General features: G+C 62.7%; 21 protein-coding genes. 16 read left to right on the top strand and 5 right to left on the bottom strand.

Features of this window, described 5'->3' with window-relative positions:
* Positions 1–270: 270 nt before the first annotated feature.
* Positions 271–933 (top strand): class I SAM-dependent methyltransferase, encoded by a 663-nt coding sequence (locus tag ACW73L_RS13580; RefSeq protein ID WP_498922735.1) that lies wholly within the window; start codon positions 271–273, stop codon positions 931–933.
* 726 nt (positions 934–1,659) lie between these two features.
* The gene (locus ACW73L_RS13575) at positions 1,660–3,810 is read left to right on the top strand and encodes an outer membrane protein assembly factor BamB family protein (protein WP_498922734.1); all 2,151 of its coding nucleotides are present in this window, start codon (positions 1,660–1,662) and stop codon (positions 3,808–3,810) included.
* Between the two features lie 234 nt (positions 3,811–4,044).
* Here the strand turns inward: ACW73L_RS13575 and ACW73L_RS13570 are convergent, their stop codons facing one another.
* Positions 4,045–4,527: a bis(5'-nucleosyl)-tetraphosphatase gene (locus tag ACW73L_RS13570; RefSeq protein WP_498922732.1), complete on the bottom strand. Its 483-nt coding sequence runs from the start codon at positions 4,525–4,527 to the stop codon at positions 4,045–4,047.
* A 94-nt stretch (positions 4,528–4,621) separates the two neighbouring features.
* Between ACW73L_RS13570 and ACW73L_RS13565 the strand changes: the two genes are divergently transcribed.
* The gene (locus ACW73L_RS13565; RefSeq protein WP_498922730.1) at positions 4,622–5,368 is read left to right on the top strand and encodes a BPSS1780 family membrane protein; all 747 of its coding nucleotides are present in this window, start codon (positions 4,622–4,624) and stop codon (positions 5,366–5,368) included.
* Between the two features lie 476 nt (positions 5,369–5,844).
* The gene (locus ACW73L_RS13560) at positions 5,845–6,255 is read left to right on the top strand and encodes a c-type cytochrome (RefSeq protein ID WP_498922728.1); all 411 of its coding nucleotides are present in this window, start codon (positions 5,845–5,847) and stop codon (positions 6,253–6,255) included.
* A gap of 30 nt (positions 6,256–6,285) precedes the next feature.
* On the opposite strand, the gene uvrD is transcribed toward ACW73L_RS13560, so the two are convergent.
* Positions 6,286–8,451 (bottom strand): DNA helicase II, encoded by a 2,166-nt coding sequence (gene uvrD / locus ACW73L_RS13555; protein ID WP_498922727.1) that lies wholly within the window; start codon positions 8,449–8,451, stop codon positions 6,286–6,288.
* An 86-nt stretch (positions 8,452–8,537) separates the two neighbouring features.
* On the opposite strand from uvrD, the gene ACW73L_RS13550 reads away from it, so the two are divergent.
* Positions 8,538–8,792 (top strand): YgaP family membrane protein, encoded by a 255-nt coding sequence (locus tag ACW73L_RS13550; protein ID WP_498922725.1) that lies wholly within the window; start codon positions 8,538–8,540, stop codon positions 8,790–8,792.
* A gap of 89 nt (positions 8,793–8,881) precedes the next feature.
* On the opposite strand, the gene ACW73L_RS13545 is transcribed toward ACW73L_RS13550, so the two are convergent.
* Positions 8,882–9,310, bottom strand: a complete 429-nt coding sequence (locus ACW73L_RS13545) for an FxsA family protein (RefSeq protein ID WP_498922724.1) — start codon at positions 9,308–9,310, stop codon at positions 8,882–8,884.
* A 41-nt stretch (positions 9,311–9,351) separates the two neighbouring features.
* On the opposite strand from ACW73L_RS13545, the gene cutA reads away from it, so the two are divergent.
* The 10 genes from cutA to ACW73L_RS13495 all read left to right on the top strand — a co-directional run bounded on the left by cutA (position 9,352) and on the right by ACW73L_RS13495 (position 19,175).
* Complete coding sequence (gene cutA, locus ACW73L_RS13540) at positions 9,352–9,687, top strand: divalent-cation tolerance protein CutA (protein ID WP_498922722.1); 336 nt, start codon at positions 9,352–9,354, stop codon at positions 9,685–9,687.
* Positions 9,684–11,942 (top strand): protein-disulfide reductase DsbD, encoded by a 2,259-nt coding sequence (locus ACW73L_RS13535; protein ID WP_498922720.1) that lies wholly within the window; start codon positions 9,684–9,686, stop codon positions 11,940–11,942. Before cutA ends, ACW73L_RS13535 begins: the two co-directional genes overlap by 4 nt.
* Complete coding sequence (locus tag ACW73L_RS13530; RefSeq protein WP_498922719.1) at positions 11,932–12,468, top strand: TlpA family protein disulfide reductase; 537 nt, start codon at positions 11,932–11,934, stop codon at positions 12,466–12,468. The genes ACW73L_RS13535 and ACW73L_RS13530 overlap by 11 nt, the downstream gene beginning before the upstream one ends.
* Positions 12,469–12,595: 127 nt before the next feature.
* Positions 12,596–13,042: a type II 3-dehydroquinate dehydratase gene (aroQ, locus tag ACW73L_RS13525; RefSeq protein ID WP_498922717.1), complete on the top strand. Its 447-nt coding sequence runs from the start codon at positions 12,596–12,598 to the stop codon at positions 13,040–13,042.
* Between the two features lie 7 nt (positions 13,043–13,049).
* Entirely contained in the window at positions 13,050–13,499 is a 450-nt protein-coding gene (accB, locus tag ACW73L_RS13520) for an acetyl-CoA carboxylase biotin carboxyl carrier protein (RefSeq protein ID WP_498922715.1), read from the top strand.
* 42 nt (positions 13,500–13,541) lie between these two features.
* Complete coding sequence (gene accC, locus ACW73L_RS13515; RefSeq protein WP_129883701.1) at positions 13,542–14,888, top strand: acetyl-CoA carboxylase biotin carboxylase subunit; 1,347 nt, start codon at positions 13,542–13,544, stop codon at positions 14,886–14,888.
* 3 nt (positions 14,889–14,891) lie between these two features.
* Entirely contained in the window at positions 14,892–15,770 is an 879-nt protein-coding gene (gene prmA / locus ACW73L_RS13510; RefSeq protein WP_498922713.1) for a 50S ribosomal protein L11 methyltransferase, read from the top strand.
* Positions 15,771–15,774: 4 nt separating this feature from the next.
* Positions 15,775–16,974 (top strand): class I SAM-dependent rRNA methyltransferase, encoded by a 1,200-nt coding sequence (locus ACW73L_RS13505; RefSeq protein WP_498922712.1) that lies wholly within the window; start codon positions 15,775–15,777, stop codon positions 16,972–16,974.
* Between the two features lie 110 nt (positions 16,975–17,084).
* The gene (locus ACW73L_RS13500; RefSeq protein WP_498922710.1) at positions 17,085–18,440 is read left to right on the top strand and encodes an adenosylmethionine--8-amino-7-oxononanoate transaminase; all 1,356 of its coding nucleotides are present in this window, start codon (positions 17,085–17,087) and stop codon (positions 18,438–18,440) included.
* 3 nt (positions 18,441–18,443) lie between these two features.
* Positions 18,444–19,175 carry a 16S rRNA (uracil(1498)-N(3))-methyltransferase gene (locus tag ACW73L_RS13495; RefSeq protein ID WP_498922709.1) on the top strand — a complete coding sequence of 244 codons (732 nt, stop codon included), beginning with the start codon at positions 18,444–18,446 and terminating at the stop codon, positions 19,173–19,175.
* A gap of 27 nt (positions 19,176–19,202) precedes the next feature.
* On the opposite strand, the gene ACW73L_RS13490 is transcribed toward ACW73L_RS13495, so the two are convergent.
* Together ACW73L_RS13490 and djlA are read right to left on the bottom strand one after the other, a co-directional pair.
* Positions 19,203–19,685: a YajQ family cyclic di-GMP-binding protein gene (locus tag ACW73L_RS13490; RefSeq protein WP_139557816.1), complete on the bottom strand. Its 483-nt coding sequence runs from the start codon at positions 19,683–19,685 to the stop codon at positions 19,203–19,205.
* Between the two features lie 14 nt (positions 19,686–19,699).
* Entirely contained in the window at positions 19,700–20,557 is an 858-nt protein-coding gene (gene djlA / locus ACW73L_RS13485; RefSeq protein ID WP_498922708.1) for a co-chaperone DjlA, read from the bottom strand.
* Positions 20,558–20,623: 66 nt separating this feature from the next.
* Here djlA and ACW73L_RS13480 point away from each other — a divergent pair, with 66 nt between their 5' ends.
* On the top strand, positions 20,624–21,508 hold the full coding sequence (locus tag ACW73L_RS13480) for a phosphoribosylaminoimidazolesuccinocarboxamide synthase (protein ID WP_498922707.1): 885 nt from the start codon (positions 20,624–20,626) through the stop codon (positions 21,506–21,508).
* Positions 21,509–21,616: the final 108 nt, after the last annotated feature.

Raw genomic sequence — 21,616 nt, 5'->3', positions numbered from 1 at the left:
CAGGCGATGGCTTTCGATTCTAGCTGTTCCGAGCGGCAAAAGCGCCAGAGCGTCGACACCGGCAGATCGCTGGCGGGCGGTCGGAAGCACCGCACGGAGCGGGCGGCTGGCCACGGTTACTCGGTGTTTGATCGCTTGTCAGTGACGCATGGTTCTGAAATCCTGTGGTCGACGGCGCTGCCGCCGTATTTCCCCGCCCCCGTCAGGGTAACTCGGCGGAAGAGAGGGCTCAGGTGTCGAGAACTTCGCGACGGACGAGGAGGTGTTGCGATGGAACGAATTCCGGAACCGGACTTGATGGACGATGACGATCAGGCGGAAGCCTATCATCTGGCTGATTTTGCGGAGCCGCACAACCATTTCGTGACGCTGTTTGGCCAGCACTTCGAAGCGGGCTTCTGGCAGGGGCCGGTGCTGGATCTCGGGTGTGGTACCGCCGACGTGACCCTGCGCTTTGCCGACGCTTTCGACGCGGTCGAGATCGACGGCATCGACGGTGCGGAAAGCATGCTGCGGCTTGGACGGGCGGCCGTCTCCAGCCGGGCCCTGGCGCATCGCGTTCGTCTTTCGCGTGCCTATCTTCCGCTCGATGATCCTCCGCGCAGCGAATATGGTGCTCTGATCTCAAATTCGCTGCTCCACCATTTACAGGATCCGATGGTTTTGTGGGCGGCGATTAAGCGAGTCGCTGTGCCGGGCGCTCCCGTGTTGGTCATGGACCTATTGCGACCGACCGACAGTCGGCAAGTCGAGCAGTTCGTCGCGCGGTATGCCGCGGACGCGCCGGAACTGCTGCGGAGAGACTTTCGCAACTCGCTGCGGGCGGCCTATCGCGTCACCGAGGTGGAGGCGCAGCTACGGCAGGCCGGATTGGGCCATCTCCAGGTGTCGGTCGCGAGCGACCGGCACCTGATCGTAGCAGGGCGGGCGTAGCGCAGGCTCCGGTGATTTCGACCAGCCTCGAAAGGGACTTGACGTGGTTCATGTGTCAGTTTTCTTTACACTTCCTTTTGCGGTGTATTTGATCCGGTCGTGTTTTTCCGGGTGGCGTTTCATAGAAACAGTCACTTACAGCGTGTGGCTCAGCCATTGCGTGTATGACCTTTGGCGCCATTTTTCGCGACGTCGACGGGGAGGGCGGCCATGGGTCGGTGTAGTGCTACTGTGGCTTAAGGCTTGCCCGGTGCGCGGGTCAGGTCGAACCTGCCGGGTCCGGAGGATGTCGCTGAACAACGGTTTAAGGCTGTGCCGTGGCGTTTCGACCGCCATATCCCCTATCGCGAGTGTCATGATTTTTTACAGCAGTTTTCGCCGACATAGCTTTTCATCTGCGTGAACTTCGAACGGTTGTTGAAAACCCCTGCCGCGTGCAACGCTTGTGACTGGCTGCAAGCGGGGTTCGAGCAGGCTGCCAGACCGAGGCGCGCCACACGCGTGGTCAAGAAATCACCTGCCTGCCAGGACGGCTCCTGAATGCCAACAGTGCCGCGCCTATCGGAGCGTCTGCAATCACCTGGGCTCGGCCGGTTTCTGAGTTCGGGAATGCTGCGGCTGAGAGCCGCGATGGTCGGATGCGGGCGGGTGTCTGGTGCCCCGCGATTTTTGTTTTGCTTTGATTTTTGTCTGAAGGTAATTCCATTGATGTTCGGAGTTTCAAGTATGTATCGAAGGATGCTGGTAAAGGCGGGTCCGGTCACCTTGCTCAGTCTGTGCGCAATGGGCGCACAGGCGGGCGACTGGACCAAACTCGCAGGGGATCGATCGCTCACCGGGACCGTCCGGGATGCGGTCTTCAAAGGGTCGAACGTGGGTGGTCTGGCGATTCAATGGCAAGCGAACACGGGCGGGGCCGTGTCCGCCTCTCCTGTCGCGAAGTACTTCCCCTCGATCAGAAAGACCCTGGTCTTCATTGGGAACAACAGTCGGATGATTGCGGCGTATGACGCCGCAACCGGCGACCGCGTCTGGTATCTCAGGACGGGCGCGGTGGTATATTCGACGCCGGTGATCTGGGGTAACAGCATCTGGGTCGGCGGCCAGGACCGCTACCTGCGCAAACTGAATGCCTTGACGGGTGAACTCGAATGCCAGTACGTCAGCCCCGGCGGCATCACGTCTTCTCCGCTCATCACCGATCCTGATGGGTCGGGTCCGGCGTCGCCGATGATTTTCTTCGGCGACGCCGGTCTGGCCGGGGCGGACGACGGGGGGCACGTCACGGCGGTCGATGTGGCTGATTGTAAAGAAAAGTGGCGTTTCAGCGGATATGGACCTGTTGGTGCGCCTCAACCGCTGGCCGGGACCTGGTCGCCGATTTCGTTCGCTCCCGCCTGGGGCGGCGGCCATCCGCCGCTGATCCTGTTCGGGGGATCGAGCCCTGACAACGCGGTCTACGCGATCAATGCCATTACCGGCAACGCGGCCACAAACGTGCCGCTGTGGCGACTCCAGGCCGCCCCGAATATCAACGATCTGGACGTCGGTGCCGGTGTGACGGCAGCGCATGTCAGGCCCGCTACGCCGGGCGGTGTCGGGTTCGTATCGGCGAAGAATTCGGTGATGCGGGCCATCGACCTGAACGATGGCAAGCAACTCTGGGAATATGACGTCCTGGCGGATTCGCCGGGGAATTACCATGTCCGGTCGACAGCCGCCTACCTGCCGGGGCGCATCATCTTCGGCTACGGTTACGGACTTTATGCGCTCAACGCGACGACCGGCGCCAAGATCTGGAAGACGGCCGACTTCCAGGCGGAAGGTCACGACGTCCTCGCTTCGCCGTCGATTTCCTTCCCTTCCGGGTCCCGGATCGGTGATGCCGCGATCTTCTATGGCGACGTCCACGGAAGGTTCCACGCGGTCAATGGGGCAGGGCAGGAGATGTGGTCGTATGACACCGGCGGCCCGATCTTCGCTTCTGCGGCAATCACGGAGGATCGGGTTTTCGTAGGCAGTGGGGATGGGTTTTTGTATGCATTCGGACTTGGCGGCGGTGCAAGTGCCAAGCCGGAGACGTCGATTTCGTCACCGACCGGCGGTACAGTGCCTCACCCGGGTATCGGTGCCGAGCTCACGGTGACTGGGTCCGCCAGCGATGACAGGTCGGTCAGCCGAGTGCTGTTGGCGGTGCAGGACACGTCGACCGGCCGATGGTGGGATGCCGTGACGAAGACCTGGGTGCCCGTCTTCATGCAGGCCGAGGTCGCAACCACGCCTTCAGCGGGCGGTCCTAACGTGACTTGGCAAGCGAAGTTCCCGATCGCGTTTGCTGGAGGCAGGTTCTATGTCCAGGCGGAGGCGGTCGATTCCGACGGCCAGCACGACGCGGAAGTCGCGCAGGCCCGATTCACCGTGCCAACGCTGGGAAATCCGCCTGATGCTGCCTTCACGTACCCGGCTGCGGGCCAGAACCCGCTCTCGCGCTTTCCGAACGGACGAGAGGTCTATCCCATCACTGTAACGGGTACGGCGACCGACACGCGTGGCGCGAACCCGGGCGTCCAAAGGGTCTTCGTCGAAGTTCGCAACTCGGATCACAACGAATACTACTGTGGGCCTGCCGGTTGCCCGGGGCTCCCGGAAGGTACGTTGTGGCAACCGCAATGGGCGCAGATCGAAGCCACGCTGAGCAATCCGGGTGGCACTTCGACCGAGTGGTCCATCGTGTTCCCGACCTATGATCATCCGCACAACTATCGATTCCGCGTCAAGCCGGTCGACAGGGACGGCGAGACGAGCCAGGGCTGGATCGACGGCGGAAAGATCTGTGTACGCGATCCGGGTCCGGTAACCGACTGCTACCGTATCTAGTCCTGCGATCTGCTTCTTCAGGCAACCGGCGGCGCTAGTGCCGCCGGTTGTTGTCTCTCCATGGGGGGCTCCGAGACCGATGGGTCGGGGTACCCTCGTGGCTTCGGGAACGTCGCGTAGGAACCGGCCCGATCGCACGGGCTGCCCTGCTGGCACCTGCCTGGGCTCGCCAGAGCCATGAACTCTGTGTGTGAGACTGCGGTCACGGCAAGCGGAAACCGCTGGCCGGCGTCGTCAGGCGCGTTCTGGCAAATCCGTCATCGCTTCACGGGGGGCGTCGGTGCCGAGCCGCACCAGCCAATCCGCCCAGTTGAGGATGGGTTGTAGGCGTGCCACGAGCAATTGCCGAGCGCCCGCAACATCCACCCAGCGAAACTCTTCATGTTCGGCCCTGCCGAGTCGCGGATTGATGTGCAGTTCGACCTTCCCGCTCAACGATTCTGCCAGGTAATAGCGGGCAATCTTGCCGATCCCGTAGGGGGGCGTTTCCTGGAAGTCCTTGCCCCAGCGAAACATCAGGTCGCGCAACCCGGCCTCTTCCCATACCTCGCGCTGGGCGGCCTGGAACGGATCCTCGCCCGGCTCCACCATGCCCTTGGGAAAATCCCAGTAACTGAAGGCCCTCAGCAGCAGGTAGTGCGGCGTGCCGGCGCAGCGCCTCACCACGACGACGCCGGCCGACAAAAGGTATTCCTTGCAAGATTTGTTCGAAGGCATAAGGCATCATACACGCTCGCAAGACGGGAGCCGTTGAGGCACTTCATCGGAACCTGATTCATGGGGTGAGGACGCTTTCCTGATGGAGGTGCGAATGCCTATCGCGCGTGTCGAAGCCGGTCGTGGCTGGTCCTGGTTGATCGAAGGGTTCACGTTGTTTCGCAGGGATCCGGCGATCTGGATCGGCTGTCTGCTCGTCTATCTGCTCGCTGCATTGACTGTGTCGGCGGTGCCCGCAGTCGGGCCGCTGGCCTCCACCGTGCTGCAGACCGTGCTGCTCGCCGGCCTGCTGATTGGTTGCCGCGAGGTCGAGGGCGGCGGCAGGCTGACCTTTTCCCATCTGCTCTCTGGGTGGTGCGCACAGGGCAAGGCATTGGTCGTGCTGGGCATCATCATTGCGACGGCATGGTTCGCTGTCCTCTTGGTGATGTACGCTCCCTTCGCGGCCATGATGGGCATGGGCTACTTCGGTTCGGCCCTGACGGAGACGCCGGAATGGCCGGATACCCTGCCGGTTGATCTCGACCCCTCCATGATCTGGGCCACCCTCGCGGTGCTGACTGTGGCGCTGCTGCTCGCCGTGCCTGTCGCCATGGCGACCTGGTTCGCACCTGCGGTGATGGTGCTGCGGAATAGCGGCGTCGCGGATGCCCTGAGGGCGAGCTTTGTCGGGTGTTGGCGCAACATCTGGCCCCTCTGCGTCTATACCTTGCTGCTGGTCCTCGCCGGCGTCGTCGCCATGATTCCGTTGGGGTTGGGGTTCCTCGTCCTCGGGCCGGTGTGGGTTGCGTCCTTCTATGCCTCCTACCGCGACATTTTCGGTGCGCCCGATAGCCGGTAACGACTCTTGCCGGAATGGCGCATCATCCGTCCTCGCATCGGGAAATTTTCCTTAATTCGCGCTTTGCCGCGCTGACCGCCAACGCGCTCGCAAACAGCTTCCGACATGCAATCTCCGGTAGGCAGCGCGGCCGTTGACCGCGTCTGTCAGGCCGCGGTGTGACAAAGATCGTATGCCGTGAGTCAAAGGGCTCAGCCTCGTCGCGTCCCGGTTGGGTAAGGGTTGCCGCCCGCCTCTCACCATGCAGCGTCGCGCAGTTGGCGCCGGGCCTGCTTTTAGGTGCAGTGCATAACCTCAACTTGCATCGCGGCGGTTGCTGAAACGGGTTACCCGGAGACGGGAGCCCGTTCCCTCGACAGCCGCTTTTTTTTTGCGGGCTTACAGGTTAATGTGTGCGCCCAAGGGGCGGCGGGCGATCCGCGTGCCCCGATGAATCGTTGTTCGTTGCATTTGCAAACAGAAAAAGAGGGGATGTTATGCGTAAGATCACCAGGACGGCGCCTACTACTGGTTTGACCGCCATCGGCGCTCTTGTTTTCGCCATTGGTATGCAGTCTCCGGCGCAGGCCCAGGAAGCGCCTTACAAGGTCGATGGCAACAAGGTCGACAAGGCCACGCTCTCGGGCTACAAGCTCTACACGCGCGAGCGTTGCGAAACCTGCCATGGCCAGACGGCCGAGGGCGGCGGAGCTTTCCCAAGTCTCGTCGCCGCGTTGAAGAACATCACGAAGGAGCAGTTCGTCGCCACGGTGACGAATGGCAAGGGCGCGATGCCTTCATACAAGGACAATACCAAGGTCATGGAAGGTATCGACGGACTCTATGCGTACGTGAAGGGCCGCTCGGACGGCGCGGTTCCGGCCGGCAAGCTCGAAGAGTTGCCGTAATCGACCGTTGGCCGGGTCGATTCCCGGCCGTCAGAGTGGCTGAAGCTTGGCGTAGGCCAGCATCAGCCATTTGGCGCCCGCTTCGGCAAAGTTCACCTGGACTCTAGCCTGGGCGCCTACCCCCTCTTGTTGCAGGATTACACCTTCGCCAAACTTGGCGTGCTGCACCCGCTGGCCCAGCCGGAGTCCGGTTTCGCTAGGAACGACGGTGGCATTGGTCGGCCCCAGTCCGACGGCCGGTCTTGCTATCGTGCCCCTCAAGCGCACTTCCTCTAGTTGTTCGGACGGGATTTCCCGGATGAAACGCGATGGTCTGGGGTAGGTTTCCTTACCGTAGAGGCGGCGACATTCCGCGTGGGTAAGGTAAAGTTTCTTTCGTGCGCGCGTTATGCCGACGTAGCACAGTCGGCGCTCCTCTTCCAGTCTGCCCGGTTCTTCCAGTGACTGCAGGCTGGGAAAAAGCCCCTCCTCCATGCCGACCATAAAGACCAGGTCGAATTCCAGGCCCTTCGCGGCATGCAGTGTCATCAACTGTACGCAGTCCTGGAATGCATCCGCCTGGTTCTCGCCCGCCTCCAGTGAAGCATGTGCGAGGAACTGGTCGAGTCGGCTCAGTTCTTCGTCGACGGGTTCGGTCTCGAATTGGCGCGCAGCGTTAACGAGTTCATCCAGGTTCTCCAGTCGCGCTTCGGCCTGCTCGCCCTGTTCCTTGCGATAGTGATCCAGCAATCCGCTGCGTGCGATGACCCGCTGCACTTGCTCCCACAACGGCAGTTCAGCGATTTCGTCCGAGAGGGCACGGATCAGTCCGATGAACCCGGCCAACGGCGTTCGGGCACGCGCCGAAAGGCCCGGATCGCTGCACAGCCGCTCGGTTGCTTCCCACAACGAGGTGTTTTCCTGCCGCGCCAGATCGCGGATGAGGTCCAGCGTCTTGGCACCGATGCCGCGTACGGGTGTATTGATGATTCGTTCAAGCGACGGATCGTTGCCACGGTGGGCCACCAAACGCAGATAGGCGAGTGCGTCCTTGATCTCGGCGCGCTCGAAAAAACGCAGTCCGCCGTAGACGCGATAGGGGATGCCCATCGCGACGAGTTTCTCTTCGAACTGGCGTGATTGCGCGTTGGATCGGTACAGGATTGCAGCCTCGGCGCGCCGGTGGCCGTGCTCGATTGACTGCCGGATGCGTTCGATGACGAATTGAGCCTCTTCCGTCTCGTTGAAGGCACCGTAGACCGATATGGGTTCGCCGACGCTGCCCTGGGTCCACAAGGTCTTGCCGAGGCGGCCCTCGTTGTGGCCGATCAGGGCGTTCGCGGCCTTCAGGATCGTGTCGGTCGAACGGTAGTTCTGTTCCAGACGCACGAGTCGGTGGCCGGGATAATCTTTTTGGAAGCTGAACAGGTTCTCGATCTTGGCGCCGCGCCAGCCATAAATCGACTGGTCGTCATCGCCCACGACGAACAGGTTTTGCCGTTCCCTTGTCAGCAGTCGCAGCCAGGCGTACTGGATCTTGTTGGTGTCCTGGAACTCGTCGACCAGCACGTAGTGAAACCGCCTTTGGTAATGCGCGAGCGTCTCCGGATCGTCGCGCAGCAACTCGTGCACGCGCAACAGCAGTTCGGCAAAATCGACCAGGCCGCTGCGGGTGCAGGCGTCCTCGTAGGCCCGGTAGATGCGCTGCAGTTCGACCTGATGCGGGTCGTAACTCTCCGGGAGGTGACGCGCACGCCGGCCTTCGTCCTTGCAGCCATTGATGAACCACTGGATCTGGCGGGGTGGCCAGCGCGCCTCATCGAGGTCCAGTGTCTTCAGGATGCGGCGGATCAGCCGGTACTGGTCGTCCGAGTCGAGGATCTGAAACGCGTCGGGGAGCCCGGCGTCGCGGGCATGTCGGCGCAGCAGGCGATGGGCAATGCCATGGAACGTGCCCATCCACAACTCGCGCGCGCTGATCCCGAGGAGCGCTTCGATGCGGCCACGCATTTCCGTTGCGGCCTTATTCGTAAAGGTTACCGCCAGCACGCCATGAGGCGGGATTTCCTCGGCCCGCATCAGCCAGGCGATACGGTGGACCAGCACCCGCGTCTTGCCGCTCCCTGCGCCGGCCAGAACCAGCAGCGAGGCTTCCGGAGACGTGACGGCCTCACGTTGGGCATCGTTTAACGGGGCGATGATCGGGGTGATGTCCATGGCGGTATTCTACGGATGCGGCTTGCGCAAACTCAATGAAGCAAGGAAAATCCGGGCGTTTAACCACCGCACGAGGAATCGCGAAGATGGCTTTCGATTACAAGCGCATGCTCCACCGGGAACTCAATGTCGGGCTCAAGGAACGCCAGCTACGTTATTATGCCGGCGCAGCAGCGGCCTTTATCTCCGTCTTCTTGGGCAATGTTTTGCTGCTGCTGCTCGGTATCATTCTGATCGCCACCGGCTTTACCCGCTGGTGTCCGGTGTATTCCGGCATGAGCCGCAGCACGGTCGATCCGGCCGAAGAGTTCCCAACCGAATCGAAGGGCCCGGTGCACTGAACGCGGGCTGCGGGCCGGAAGCGCTCAGCCGTATCGCGGGACCGGGTTCGCCCGTGGCGGCGATGCGACCGGGCCGCGCAACCCTCGGGTCAATCCTCCCTGCGGAACTCGCCATCGATCGTGCGCGTGGCGGCGCCGTTTCGGGGCGACGGTGCCAAGCCCGCAAAGCGGGTTTGGAGATGCCGCGCCATCCATGATCGCGACAGCGGCAGCAGACAGAACAGGGCCAACACGTCGGTCAGGAGCCCGGGAACGACAAGTAGAATGCCGCCGGCGATGACGAAAGCACTGTCCAGCAGTTCGCGTCCCGGTGACTGGCCGGCTGCAACGGCCTGCTGCACCCGGCTCCAGATAGTCCAGCTGCAGGACTGGAGGATTCTGGCGCCGATGGCGCCCGAGGCCAGCACCCAAAGCAACACTGCGGCGAAGCCGAACATCTGGCCGGCTCTCGCGATCAAATACATTTCAAGCAGCGGCAGTCCGATCAGGATCCATAACGGGTAGCGACTGGAGAGCATGGCGTGAAGCCTCATTGGCGATCGTGGCAGGGGAGTAGGGTGTGAGCAGCGATTTCTGCATCGTCCTGGCCAGTTGCCCGGATGACGAGACGGCGAAGACGCTGGCCGAGGGACTGATTGGCCACAGCCTGGCGGCGTGCGTGAATATTTTACCCGGAATGACCTCGATTTATCGCTGGGAAGGTCGCCTCGAGCGGACTCGCGAGAGCCTGCTGCTGATCAAGACCCGCACCGACTGCTTCAGCGCATTGCGGGATTATCTCGTCGCGAAGCATCCCTACGAGGTACCCGAAATCGTCGCTGTGCCGATCGAGGCCGGGCTTCCCGCCTACCTGTCATGGGTCGATGCGTCAGTCGCACTTGGGGGGGCGCCATGATCCTCCGTTGGCTGTTCTTGCTGGCCACGTGTGTTCCGGGTTCCGGGATGGCGGCCGTATTGCCGGTCGACGAGGCATTCAAGTTGAGCGCCGTCTACGCTGCGTCCGGGGAGGCTCGCGTGTCATGGGTCGTGGCCGATGGCTACTATCTCTATCGCGACAAGTTCAAGTTCACCTCGCAGTCCGACGGCGTGGTGCTCGGCCCACCGATCCTGCCGCCCGCCAAGCAGAAACAGGATGAGTTTTTCGGCCTGATCGAGACCTATCGCGGGCAGTTCGATGTTCGCGTGCCGGTTTCGCCATCCGGGCCTTTTGCGGGTCCCCTGCGTCTGGAGATCCGTTTTCAGGGCTGCGCCGACGCCGGTATCTGCTATCCGCCACAGCGCCGGAGTGTCGAGTTGGCAATGGCCGACGCGCCCACGTCGCTTCCCGGGGAGGGGGCATCGGTGACGAGTCGACTGACCGATGCGTTTCGAGCGCTGGGGCTGAAGTCCGGACCGGCTGAGTTGCTGCCTGCGGACGAGGCATTCCGCGTGTTGGCCGAGGTCACTGGGCCGGACATGGTGCACCTGTCGTGGCGCATCGCTGACGGCTACTACCTCTATCGGGAGAAATTCAAGGTAACGGTCGTGGCCCCGCCCGCAGTCCACCTCGGCGAGTATCGAGTGCCTCGCGGTGAACCCAAGCACGATGACGAATTCGGCGACGTCGAGGTTTTTCATCAGGATGTTGGTTTCGATCTGCCCCTGGTTCGCGCGGATGCGCAAGGCGTGCGGGTACGACTGCAGGTCGCCTTTCAAGGCTGCGCGGATCGAGGGGTCTGCTATCCGCCGATGGAAAAGACGCTGGACCTGGACCTTCCGGAGCGGACGGCACTTCAGGCCGGTGCCGCGTTGCCCACGACGGGCGAGTCCATCCCGGCTGCCAGGGAACCCGCCGTCGCGGAGCACGATCGGATCGCACAGGCGCTCAAGGACCGCTCACTGGGTGCGACCATGCTGTCGTTCCTCGGTTTTGGATTGTTGCTGGCCTTTACGCCCTGTATTTTCCCGATGATCCCGATTCTGTCGGGCATCATCGTTGGGCATGGCGCCACCATCACGACCGGTCGCGCCTTCGCGCTATCCCTTGCCTATGTGCTGGCGTCAGCGGCGGCCTACACCGTCTTCGGCGTGCTCGCAGGGCTCTTCGGAAGCAATCTCCAGGCGGCCTTCCAGGCGCCCTGGGTCATCGTCGCGTTCAGCGCGCTGTTCGTGCTGCTGGCCTGTTCGATGTTCGGGTTCTTCACCTTACACCTCCCCGTTGCCCTGCAGTCCCGCATCGCGGCCCTCAGTTCCCGGCAGAAACATGGAACGCTTCTGGGGGCGGCCATAATGGGCGCGCTGTCGGCGCTCGTCGTGGGGCCTTGCGTTGCGGCTCCGCTGGCCGGCGCCCTGATCTACATCGGTCAGACCGGTGATGCGTGGCTCGGCGGTGCGGCGCTGTTTTCGCTCGGTATTGGGATGGGAGTCCCGTTGCTGTTGCTCGGGGCCTCGGCCGGCACGCTGTTGCCAAGAGCCGGTGTCTGGATGAACGGCGTCAAGGCGGTATTCGGCGTCGGTCTGCTGGCGGTCGCGGTCTGGCTGCTGGAGCGAGTGATTCCGGCGCCGGCGGCCATGACCCTGTGGAGCATGCTGCTGATCATTCCCGCAATCTACCTTCGCGCGCTCGACCCGCTGCCGGCTGCCGTATCGGGCTGGCACCGGCTCTGGAAAGGGGTTGGCGTCGTGATGCTGGTCTACGGTGTGTTGATGCTGCTGGGCGTTGCCGCGGACAACCGCGATCCACTGCAACCCCTGCGCGGCCTGTTGGCGCAGTCGGCACGGCAGGACTCGGCGGCCCGGGTTTCATTCGTTCGTGTACGGGATGGCGCCGACCTCGATGCGCGCCTCGCCGAAGCCCGCGCGCGCGGGCAATGGGTGATGCTCGACTACTACGCCGACTGGTGCATTTCCTGCCAGGAGATGGAGCACAACACTTTTGCGGATCCCCGCGTCGTCGAGGCCTTGGCTGGCCTGCTGACGCTCCAGGCGGACGTGACCGCCAACGGTCCGGCCGACCAGGCGCTGCTGCAGCGCTTCGGCCTGGTAGGGCCTCCGGCAACACTATTCTTTGCGCCCGACGGACAGGAACGAACAACTCGGCGGATCATCGGTTACCTCGGGCCCGACGAGTTCCTGAGGCATGTGCGAGGGGCGTTCACCGATGCGCGTTAAGCTACTCCTGATCCTTTTTGCCGTTGCCGCCTTCGGCGCCGGTCTCTGGGGGTTCCGTTACGTTTCTCAGGGCACGCTCACGGTGCCGGCGCCCGCGGCCGCCGGGACACTGTCGGACATCGCGTTTCCCGATGTGACGGGAAAAATGCGGAGCTTCTCCGAATGGTCCGGCAAGATACTCATTGTCAACTTCTGGGCAACCTGGTGCCCGCCGTGCAAGGAGGAGATGCCCGAGTTCGATCGGCTTCAGCAGGAGTTCGGATCGCGCGGCATCCAGTTTGTCGGCGTCGCTTTGGAGGATGGCGATTCCGTGCGGGCTTATCTGCAGCACAGTCCCGTCGGCTATCCCATTCTGATCGGCGAGGCCGGTGGGACGGAATGGGCCGAAACCTTGGGCAATTCCCTGCAGGTCTTGCCGTTCACGGTGGTGTTCGATGCTGCGGGAGCGGTCGTTCAATCCAAGGCGGGACCCTACACGCGCAGCGAACTGACCGAGTTGTTCGGGCGTCTACTCGGTCCGAACTGAGTCCGGTGTGACGGAAAATGACCGCTGGGAGTGAAGATCGCGCATTTTCTGGACAGTTCTCGTCTTTTTGGGCAAAATTTGCGCCGCTTCGAAGCTCCACTGCGCGACAAGAATCACTATAACTGCGATGCCGAGCGTGCTGTTCCTGAACGGTCCCAACCTGAACCTACTCGGTCAGCGGGAGCCAGAGATCTACGGCAGCGATACGCTCGGGGATATTGAGCGACGGCTGTGTCAGGTGGCCGGCGACTACGGTCTCAGCGTGGCGTTTTTCCAGACGAATGCCGAGCATGAGTTGATCGAGCGCATACATGCGGCGTTCAGGGACGCGACCGACTTCATCGTCATCAACCCCGGCGCCTTTACTCACACCAGCGTCGCTTTGCGCGATGCGCTGTTGGGTACCCGGCTGCCCTTCATCGAAGTTCACCTGTCCAATGTCCATGCGCGCGAGGCGTTCCGTCGCCATTCGTATCTTTCCGACATTGCGCGTGGCGTGATCACCGGCTTCGGAGCGCAGGGCTACGAGTTCGCGTTGGCCGCGGCGGCACGTGAGATTTCCAAGAGTTCCTGAGAGAAAAATGGACATCCGAAAAGTAAAAAAACTGATCGAGATGATCGAGGAGTCCAAAATCGCGGAGATCGAGATCCGCGAAGGGGAGGAATCGATCCGCATCACGCGCTATACGGCGCCACCCCCGGTCGTTGCCGCGCCACCGTCATCCGTCGCCGCGGCCTATCCGCCGACGGTGGCAATGTCGCCCGAGAGTGTCGAGGCCGAGGCGGAGCCGGAATTCGCGCATGTCGTCCGCTCACCGATGGTCGGAACCTTTTACCGCGCACCAACGCCCGGCGCAAAGGCGTTCGTCGAAGTGGGACAGACCGTCGCTCTGGGCGACACGCTGTGCATCATCGAGGCGATGAAGATCCTGAATCAGATCGAGGCGGACCGGGCCGGGGTGGTTGCGAAGGTCTTCGTAGAGAACGGGCAGCCCGTGGAGTACAACCAGCCGCTGTTCGCGATCGACTAGCCGACCCGCGCCGCCTCGTCCGTTCAGCCAGGTTAATTCCCCATGCTCGGTAAAATCGTCATCGCCAACCGCGGCGAGATCGCTCTTCGTATCCTTCGCGCCTGCCGGGAACTCGGCATCAAGGCCGTTGCCGTCCATTCCGAGGCCGACCGCGACCTTAAACACGTGCGCCTGTCGGACGAGTCGGTCTGTATCGGACCCGCAGCGTCTCGCGACAGCTATCTGAACATCCCGGCGATCATCAGCGCCGCCGAAGTGACCGATGCCGTGGCCATCCACCCCGGCTACGGTTTCTTGTCGGAGAACGCGGACTTCGCGGAAAAGGTTAATCAGAGCGGTTTCATCTTCATCGGTCCACGTCCCGAGACCATCCGCTTGATGGGCGACAAGGTGTCTGCCATCGAGACGATGAAGAAGGCCGGCATTCCCTGCCTGCCCGGCTCGGACGGCCCCTTGACGGAGGACTACGACGCGTCGCTGAAGATCGCGCGTCGCGTTGGCTTCCCGATCATCATCAAGGCCGCCGGCGGCGGGGGTGGTCGCGGGATGAGGGTCGTCCATAGCGAAGCCAATCTGCACAGCGCCATCACGCTGACCCGCAGTGAAGCCGCCTCCGCCTTCGGCAATGACAGCGTGTACATCGAGAAGTTTCTCGAGAATCCTCGCCATATCGAGTTCCAGGTGATTGCCGACACGCACGGCAATGTGATCCATCTCGGTGAGCGGGATTGCTCTACGCAGCGGCGACATCAGAAGGTCATCGAAGAGGCGCCGGCGCCGGGCATCACCGAGACTCAACGGCATGAGATGGGCGAACGCTGCGTCCGCGCCTGTCGCGAAATCGGCTATCTGGGTGCGGGGACCTTCGAATTCCTGTTTCAGGATGGTGAGTTCTACTTCATCGAAATGAACACCCGGGTCCAGGTCGAACATCCGGTGACCGAGATGGTGACGGGCTTCGACATCGTCAAGGAACAGTTGCGGATTGCCGCCGGCGAGCCGCTCTCGTTGCGCCAGGAAGACATCGTCATGCGCGGGCATGCGATCGAATGCCGGATCAACGCCGAGGATCCGGTCACCTTCATGCCGTCGCCCGGGCTGATCGAACAGTTCCACATGCCCGGTGGGCCGGGCATTCGGGTCGAGACCCATATCTACAACGGTTACCGCGTGCCGCCCTATTACGATTCGATGATCGGTAAACTGATCGCTCACGGCGAGACGCGTCTCGGCGCGATCGCACGCATGCGGACCGCGCTGCACGAGATGGTCGTCGGTGGCATCAAGTGCAACATTCCCCTCTTGCTCGACATCGTCAACGACAAGGCCTTCGAGGCCGGTGGCCAGAACATCCACTATTTGGAACAGAAACTCGGCCTGAAGCCCTGAGCCATGTGGCGCCAGCTCGCAGTGGAAGCGGACGAGCACGTCGCCGAGGCAATCGCCGATGCGCTGTCGGACGACGGCGCCTTGTCGGTCAGCCTTCAGGATGCCGGCGATGTGCCCCTGTTCGAGCCGAAGCCCGGGGAGACACCGATCTGGACCCGAACCCGAGTGATCGGGCTGTTCTCGGAAGAGGCGGACCTGGATACGGTGCGCCGGAACCTGATGCGTCGTTTCGGACAGGCGGTTGCAGCCTGTGACGTTGAGTCGCTGGAAGACCGGGTCTGGGAACGCGAATGGCTGGAGCATTTTCGCCCCGTCCGCTTTGGAGAACGGCTCTGGGTCTCTCCGACCGGATTTGCTGTCGATGAACCGGGTGCAGTCGTCGTGACGCTGGATCCCGGCCTGGCCTTCGGCACCGGCTCTCATCCGACGACCGCACTGTGTCTCGAATGGCTGGATGGACAGAATCTGTCCGGCTGCGCCGTGATCGACTACGGCTGTGGATCGGGCATCTTGGCCGTGGCAGCGCTGGTGCTTGGGGCTACCGAGGCCCATGCCGTCGACATCGACTCCCAGGCCCTGCTCGCCACCGAGGACAACGCCGCCAAGAACGGTGTCGCCCAGCGGGTCCGCTGCGCCGTGCCCGACCAATTCGGTCGAGAAGTCACGGCTGACATCGTGATGGCGAACATTCTCGCCAATCCCCTGATCGACCTCGCCGGCGAATTGTCGCGGCGCGTGCGTGCCGGCGGTTGGCTCGTGTTGTCAGGAATTCTTGCCGAGCAGGGGGTCGATGTCGCGCGCGCCTACGCGGCGGGCTTCGAGTTTGCCCCGGTAGCGGAGCGCGAGGGCTGGGTTCGTCTCGTGGGCCGAAAGAGAGGTTGACGTGATGGGCAGCCTACCGACCCTGCGGTTGCGGCGTAACGAAGAACGGCGCCTGCGCGCCGGACACCTGTGGGTGTTCAGCAATGAAGTTGACGTCGAACGAACGCCGCTGCGCGACTTCGCTCCAGGCGATCTGGTCAGGATCGAAGACCATCGCGAGGCTCCGCTCGGCGTCGCCTATATCAATCCCGAGTCCCTGATCTGCGCGCGTGTGCTGACCCGCGATGCCAGGGCGGTCATTGACGACACGTTCCTTACCCGGCGTCTGACTCGGGCTTTGCACCTGCGGGAACTGCTGTTCGATCGGCCGTTCTATCGCCTGTGCTATGGCGAGAGCGACGGCCTGCCCGGGGTTGTCATCGATCGTTTCGGGGATGTGCTGGTGGTGCAGACGAGCACGGCGGGTGCCGAGCGCTTTCTCGATGCCATCGTCGATATCCTGCAGAAACTGCTGATGCCGCGGGTCATCGTGCTAAAGAACGTGTCCAGCCTGCGGACACTCGAGGGGCTCGACAGCTATGTTCGGGTGGTAAAGGGAGTGGTCGACGGTCCGACCCAGATTCGCGAGAACGACGTGGCGTTCTGGATCGATCCGGTCAACGGGCAGAAGACCGGGTGGTTTTTCGATCATCGTGCCAATCGGGCGATGGCCGCCAAGCTCGCCAAGTGCCAGCGCGTGCTCGATCTGTTCTCCTACAGCGGTGCCTGGGGCGTGCAGGCGGCTGTGTCGGGCGCCGAGCACGTGGATTGTGTCGATAGCTCCGGGCCCGCTCTGGCACTGGCGCGTGACAATGCCGTATTGAACAGCGTCGAGGACCGGATGCGCTTTATCGAGTCCGACGTGTTCGAGTTCCTGCGAAACGCCCGGGAGGACCGCCGGCGTTACGATCTGATCCTGCTCGATCCACCGGCACTGATCAAGCGCAAGCGAGACCTCAAGGCTGGCACCGAGGCCTATCGGCGGCTGAATCAGCTCGCCCTTCAGGCCCTGAATTCAGGTGGTGTGCTGGTTTCGGCATCGTGCTCTTACCACTTTTCGCGCGCTTCGCTGAGTGACATGCTGCGCGGCCTGACCCGCCATCTGGATCGGCATGCCGTGTTCCTGTGGCAGGGCGGGCAGGGGCCAGACCATCCCGTCCATCCCGCGATTCCCGAGACCGATTACCTCAAGACGATCTTCTGTCACGTATCGGCGCCTGGCTGAGACGTTTTGTCGGGACGAATCCCGACCTTAAAATGGCGCGGGAATTTGGTTCGGGCAGGTTCCACCCCCTGTTCCGCCACCGGCTAGCCGTAACCCACTGGTATCGCAACATGCCCCTCAACGCCGCGAGTCTCGTCGAACGCGATCTGAGCACGGTCTGGCATCCGTGTTCGCAGATGAAGGATTACGAGGCCACGCCGCCAATTCCGATTCGCAGTGGCTCAGGTGTCTGGCTCGAGGATCATCAGGGGCGCCGCTATCTCGACGCGATCAGTTCATGGTGGGTGAACCTGTTCGGGCACTGTCATCCGGCGATCGGTGCGGCGGTGGCCGATCAGCTCGCAACACTAGAGCATGTGATCTTTGCCGGTTTCACGCACGAGCCGGGCATCGTGCTGGCCGAGCGGCTGACCCGACTGGCGCCGCCCGGGCTGACACGCTGCTTCTACGCCGACAACGGTTCGGCAGCGGTCGAAGTTGCGCTGAAGATGAGCTTCCACTACTGGCGCAATCTCGGCTTCGATCGCAAGACCCGTTTCGTCACGCTGGAGAACAGCTACCACGGCGAAACCCTGGGGGCGCTCGCGGTGGGCGACGTCCCCCTGTACCGCGAAACCTACCGCCCCCTGCTGATGGATGTGCTGACCGTCCCCAGCCCAGATTGCTTTTCGCGGGAGCCGGGCGAATCCTGGGCGGAGTGTTCCGAGCGCCGCTTCGAGGAGCTCGATCGCCTGCTGGCCGAGTCCGCCGACTCGATCTGCGCCGTGATCGTCGAACCGTTGGTGCAATGCGCCGGCGGCATGCGGATGTATCACCCGATCTATCTGGAGCGACTGCGCGCAGCCTGCGATCGCTATGGAGTCCATCTGATCGCCGACGAGATCGCCGTCGGCTTCGGCCGCACGGGCACGCTGTTCGCGTGTGAGCAGGCCGGCATCACGCCCGATTTCCTGTGCCTGTCGAAGGGGCTGACGGGGGGTTACCTGCCGCTGGCGGCCGTGCTGACGGGCGAGGCGGTCTACAGCGCGTTCTATGATGATTACGTCACGCTGAAGGCCTTTCTGCATTCGCATAGCTACACCGGCAATCCGCTGGCCTGCTCCGCGGCGCTGGCCACGCTGGACCTGTTCGAGGCCTCCGATGTGATCGGGCGCAATCGCGAACTCGCCGGCCATATCGCCCGCCAGTGCGAGCCCTTCGCGAACCATCCGCATGTCGCCGAGGTTCGGCAGACTGGCATGATTGCCGCGATCGAATTGGTGCAGGACAAGGCCGGACGGGTGCCCTATCCGTGGCAGGAGCGTCGCGGATTGCGGGTCCACCGGGCGGCACTGGAGCAGGGGGTCCTACTGCGGCCCCTGGGATCGGTGATCTATTTCATGCCACCTTACGTGATCACACCCGAGGAGATCGAGCGGATGACCGAGGCGGCGCGCGTTGCGATCGACTCCGCCACGGCGGATTGAGCGATGCGCGTGCCGCGACTGTTTCTGCCCGCTGCGCTGGATGAAGGCGCTACGCTTGTCTTGTCGGAAGAGCGGGCGCATTACCTCAAGACCGTACTGCGGCTCCGGGTTGGTGCTGAGCTGGTTGTTTTCGATGGTGCTGGAGACGAGTTCGAGGCCGAGGTCGACGCGTTGAGTCGCGCGGAGTCCCGACTTCGGCTGGGCAGCAGGCGGGTCCGGTCGGCCGAATCCCCGCTATCGCTGCATCTCGGACTTGGTATCTCACGTGGCGACCGGATGGATCTGGTGATCCAGAAAGCCGTCGAGTTGGGTGTCGCGGTGATCAGCCCGCTGATCGCCGAGCGCACCGTGGTTCGGCTCGATGACGAACGCCGGGCGAGTCGCTGGATGCATTGGCAACGGGTGGCTCAGAGTGCCTGCGAACAGTGCCATCGGAACCGTATTCCGCATTTGGCGGAGCCGCAGCCGCTGCAGCAGTGGCTGGACGAAGTTCGAGGTACCCGACTGCTGCTGGATCCTGCCGGCACGCACGCCATCGGCGACGTGGCGCCCACCGCAGAAGGTATCGTGTTGTTGTCGGGGCCGGAGGGTGGGTTCTCGCCCTGCGAACGGGCGCAGGCCGAAGCGGCCGGCTTCATGCGCGTGCGCTTCGGGCCCCGGATTCTGCGGGCAGAGACCGCGGCGATTGCGGCACTGACCGCTGCCCAGTTGTTGTGGGGAGATTTGTGCAGCTAGGAACTCGGCAGGTCTATGCCGGCGCGATCAGTCACGGAAATTTTCGTACTGGAGCGGCTGTGACAGTTCACCCTTGCGCAGCAGCGCGATCACCGCTTGCAGATCGTCCCGCTTGGCGCCGGAGACTCGCACCTTGTCGCCCTGGATGCTCGCCTGAACCTTGAGCTTGGAATCCTTGACCATCTTGACGATGGTCTTGGCCAGCACGCTGTCGATGCCCTGCTTGAGTTTCACCGATTGCCGCGCCTGCCGGCCGCTGACCTCGGGGCTCTGGATGTCCAGGCTCTGGATGTCGACACCGCGCTTGGCCAGCTTTGCCTGCAGGATGTCCATCATCTGTTGTAACTGGAATTCGGACTCGGCCTGCAGCTGAACGGTATCGTCTTCCACGGCGAATTGCGCGCCACTGCCCTTGAAATCGAAGCGTGTCGTTACTTCGCGGTTGGCCTGATCGACGGCGTTATTCACTTCGTGCAGGTTGACTTCGGATACCACGTCAAAAGTCGGCATCGGCAGGACTCTCCTCAACTCAAATTGCGCTGTTCAACAATCAGTTCGTAGGCCTTGCGGATCTGCTGCGTCTTCACAGTCGCGCTGCGGACCCGTTCCTCGGGCGCGCCGGAAGCGACCAGCTTGTCCGGATGATGCTGGCCGATCATGCGACGATAAGCAGATTTGATCTCGGCGTCGCTGGCTGTCGGGCGGATCCCCAGGACGATATAGGCCTCGTCGAGCGCGGAGCGCCGAGGGGGGGGCGGCGGAGACCGCGGACGGGTCCGCTCATAACCGGTATGGGCCAGGCGCTGGGCGGCATCCACCCGCGCCTTCAAGGCATAGAAATCGAGTCGCGACAGATGCAGGCGGTCGCAGATCTGGAGTAGCAGGCGCTCCTCGCTGAAGCGCAGCGGGCCATCCGCATAGGCCAGTTCGAGCAGAATTTCCATGAACAGGCGGAACATTGGGTACCGGTGATGGCACTCATTCCGGAACTGCTCCAGCGCATCGTTCAGTGGAAAGCCCTGTTTCTTGCCTTCGGTGAACAACTGGATCGCGGCTCGCCGCAGCTCGGTCGAAAGTTCGAAGCGGTCCATGACGGCTTTGGCCGCGTTGATCTCGGCTGCGGAGACGGCGCCGTCGGCTTTGGCCAAGTGTCCCATCACCGAAAACGTGGCGGTGAAAAACGCCATTTGCACACGGCGCTGGTCGCCGATCTCGAGCCGGGGCTCCAGTCGCTCGGGCCCTCGCCGGCCGCGGTCGTACTGATGTCCGGCTGCGGCGCCCAGGATGGCGCCGAGAGGGCCTCCCATCAGAAACCCGAATGCGCCCCCCAGCACCTTGCCGAGCCAGCTCATGTCGCCATGACTGATTTTTTCTTGCCTCAAGGTCTGCAAACTACCATGATTGAGGGCCAACCAGCAGGTCCAGACCACCGGGATACGCGATTAACAATGGACACCTTGTTCGAGAGCGCCTTGACCACGCTGCCGCTGCGCAGCCGCGGCAAGGTTCGCGACATTTACGATATCGACGGCGAATATTATCTCATTGTGACGACCGATCGGCTTTCCGCCTTCGATGTCGTGCTGCCGGATCCGATCCCGGAAAAGGGGCGCGTGCTGACAGCCGTGTCGCGATTCTGGTTCGAGCGACTTTCATCGGTGATCGGCAACCATCTCGCGGATCTCGATCTCGCAGCGGTTCTGCCGGATCCTGGGGAACGCGCGCTGGTCGCGGGGCGTTCGATGGTGGTGCGAAAGCTTAATCCCTTGCCGGTCGAGGCGGTGGTGCGCGGGTATCTGATCGGATCCGGCTGGAAGGACTACCTGGCGACCGGCGCGGTCTGCGGCATGCCGCTGCCGTCCGGGCTGGCAATGGCTCAACAGCTTCCGGAGGCGATTTTCACGCCTTCCACGAAGGCGGAGACGGGATCCCACGACGCGAACATCGATTTCGACGAAACCTGTCGGCTGATCGGCCGGGACCTCGCCGAGCAAGTCCGCGACGTCAGCTTGACGCTATACCGGACTGCGGCTGCTTATGCCTTGCAACGCGGCATCATCATCGCCGACACCAAGTTCGAGTTCGGCCTCGACCGCGACGGCAACCTGGTCTGGATCGATGAAGCATTGACGCCCGATTCCTCCCGTTTCTGGCCCGCTGATCAGTACCGGGTCGGAATCAGCCCGCCGAGTTTCGACAAGCAGTTCGTGCGGGATTACCTGGAGACGCTGGACTGGAACAAGCGCGCGCCGGGTCCGCATCTCCCGCCCGAGATCATCGCGAAGACTGCTGCAAAGTATCACGAGGCCGAAGTTCGCCTGACGCAGGCTTAGTCCAGCTGTCGGCGTCCTTCCGGAACCGCCCGATACCGGATGCTTTCGGCGAGGCCAAGCGCCTTTCGTTATAATCGCGGCGTTTTCATCGAATCAGGCAATGTCTTC

The organism is Methylolobus aquaticus, assembly GCF_054172105.1.
This window is presented reverse-complemented; position numbering and strand designations above follow the sequence as displayed.

Excerpts from the sequence above, each read along its gene's own strand:
- ACW73L_RS13545 (WP_498922724.1), bottom strand. The coding sequence starts at position 9,310 with ATGCTCTCCAGTCGCTACCCGTTATGGATCCTGATCGGACTGCCGCTG.
- ACW73L_RS13570 (WP_498922732.1), bottom strand. The coding sequence starts at position 4,527 with ATGCCTTCGAACAAATCTTGCAAGGAATACCTTTTGTCGGCCGGCGTC.
- ACW73L_RS13495 (WP_498922709.1), top strand. The coding sequence starts at position 18,444 with ATGCGCGTGCCGCGACTGTTTCTGCCCGCTGCGCTGGATGAAGGCGCT.
- ACW73L_RS13500 (WP_498922710.1), top strand. The coding sequence starts at position 17,085 with ATGCCCCTCAACGCCGCGAGTCTCGTCGAACGCGATCTGAGCACGGTC.
- ACW73L_RS13505 (WP_498922712.1), top strand. The coding sequence starts at position 15,775 with ATGGGCAGCCTACCGACCCTGCGGTTGCGGCGTAACGAAGAACGGCGC.
- ACW73L_RS13560 (WP_498922728.1), top strand. The coding sequence starts at position 5,845 with ATGCGTAAGATCACCAGGACGGCGCCTACTACTGGTTTGACCGCCATC.
- ACW73L_RS13480 (WP_498922707.1), top strand. The coding sequence starts at position 20,624 with ATGGACACCTTGTTCGAGAGCGCCTTGACCACGCTGCCGCTGCGCAGC.
- ACW73L_RS13575 (WP_498922734.1), top strand. The coding sequence starts at position 1,660 with ATGTATCGAAGGATGCTGGTAAAGGCGGGTCCGGTCACCTTGCTCAGT.
- accC (WP_129883701.1), top strand. The coding sequence starts at position 13,542 with ATGCTCGGTAAAATCGTCATCGCCAACCGCGGCGAGATCGCTCTTCGT.
- ACW73L_RS13490 (WP_139557816.1), bottom strand. The coding sequence starts at position 19,685 with ATGCCGACTTTTGACGTGGTATCCGAAGTCAACCTGCACGAAGTGAAT.
- accB (WP_498922715.1), top strand. The coding sequence starts at position 13,050 with ATGGACATCCGAAAAGTAAAAAAACTGATCGAGATGATCGAGGAGTCC.
- ACW73L_RS13580 (WP_498922735.1), top strand. The coding sequence starts at position 271 with ATGGAACGAATTCCGGAACCGGACTTGATGGACGATGACGATCAGGCG.
- ACW73L_RS13550 (WP_498922725.1), top strand. The coding sequence starts at position 8,538 with ATGGCTTTCGATTACAAGCGCATGCTCCACCGGGAACTCAATGTCGGG.
- ACW73L_RS13530 (WP_498922719.1), top strand. The coding sequence starts at position 11,932 with ATGCGCGTTAAGCTACTCCTGATCCTTTTTGCCGTTGCCGCCTTCGGC.
- ACW73L_RS13535 (WP_498922720.1), top strand. The coding sequence starts at position 9,684 with ATGATCCTCCGTTGGCTGTTCTTGCTGGCCACGTGTGTTCCGGGTTCC.
- ACW73L_RS13565 (WP_498922730.1), top strand. The coding sequence starts at position 4,622 with ATGCCTATCGCGCGTGTCGAAGCCGGTCGTGGCTGGTCCTGGTTGATC.
- prmA (WP_498922713.1), top strand. The coding sequence starts at position 14,892 with ATGTGGCGCCAGCTCGCAGTGGAAGCGGACGAGCACGTCGCCGAGGCA.
- aroQ (WP_498922717.1), top strand. The coding sequence starts at position 12,596 with ATGCCGAGCGTGCTGTTCCTGAACGGTCCCAACCTGAACCTACTCGGT.
- uvrD (WP_498922727.1), bottom strand. The coding sequence starts at position 8,451 with ATGGACATCACCCCGATCATCGCCCCGTTAAACGATGCCCAACGTGAG.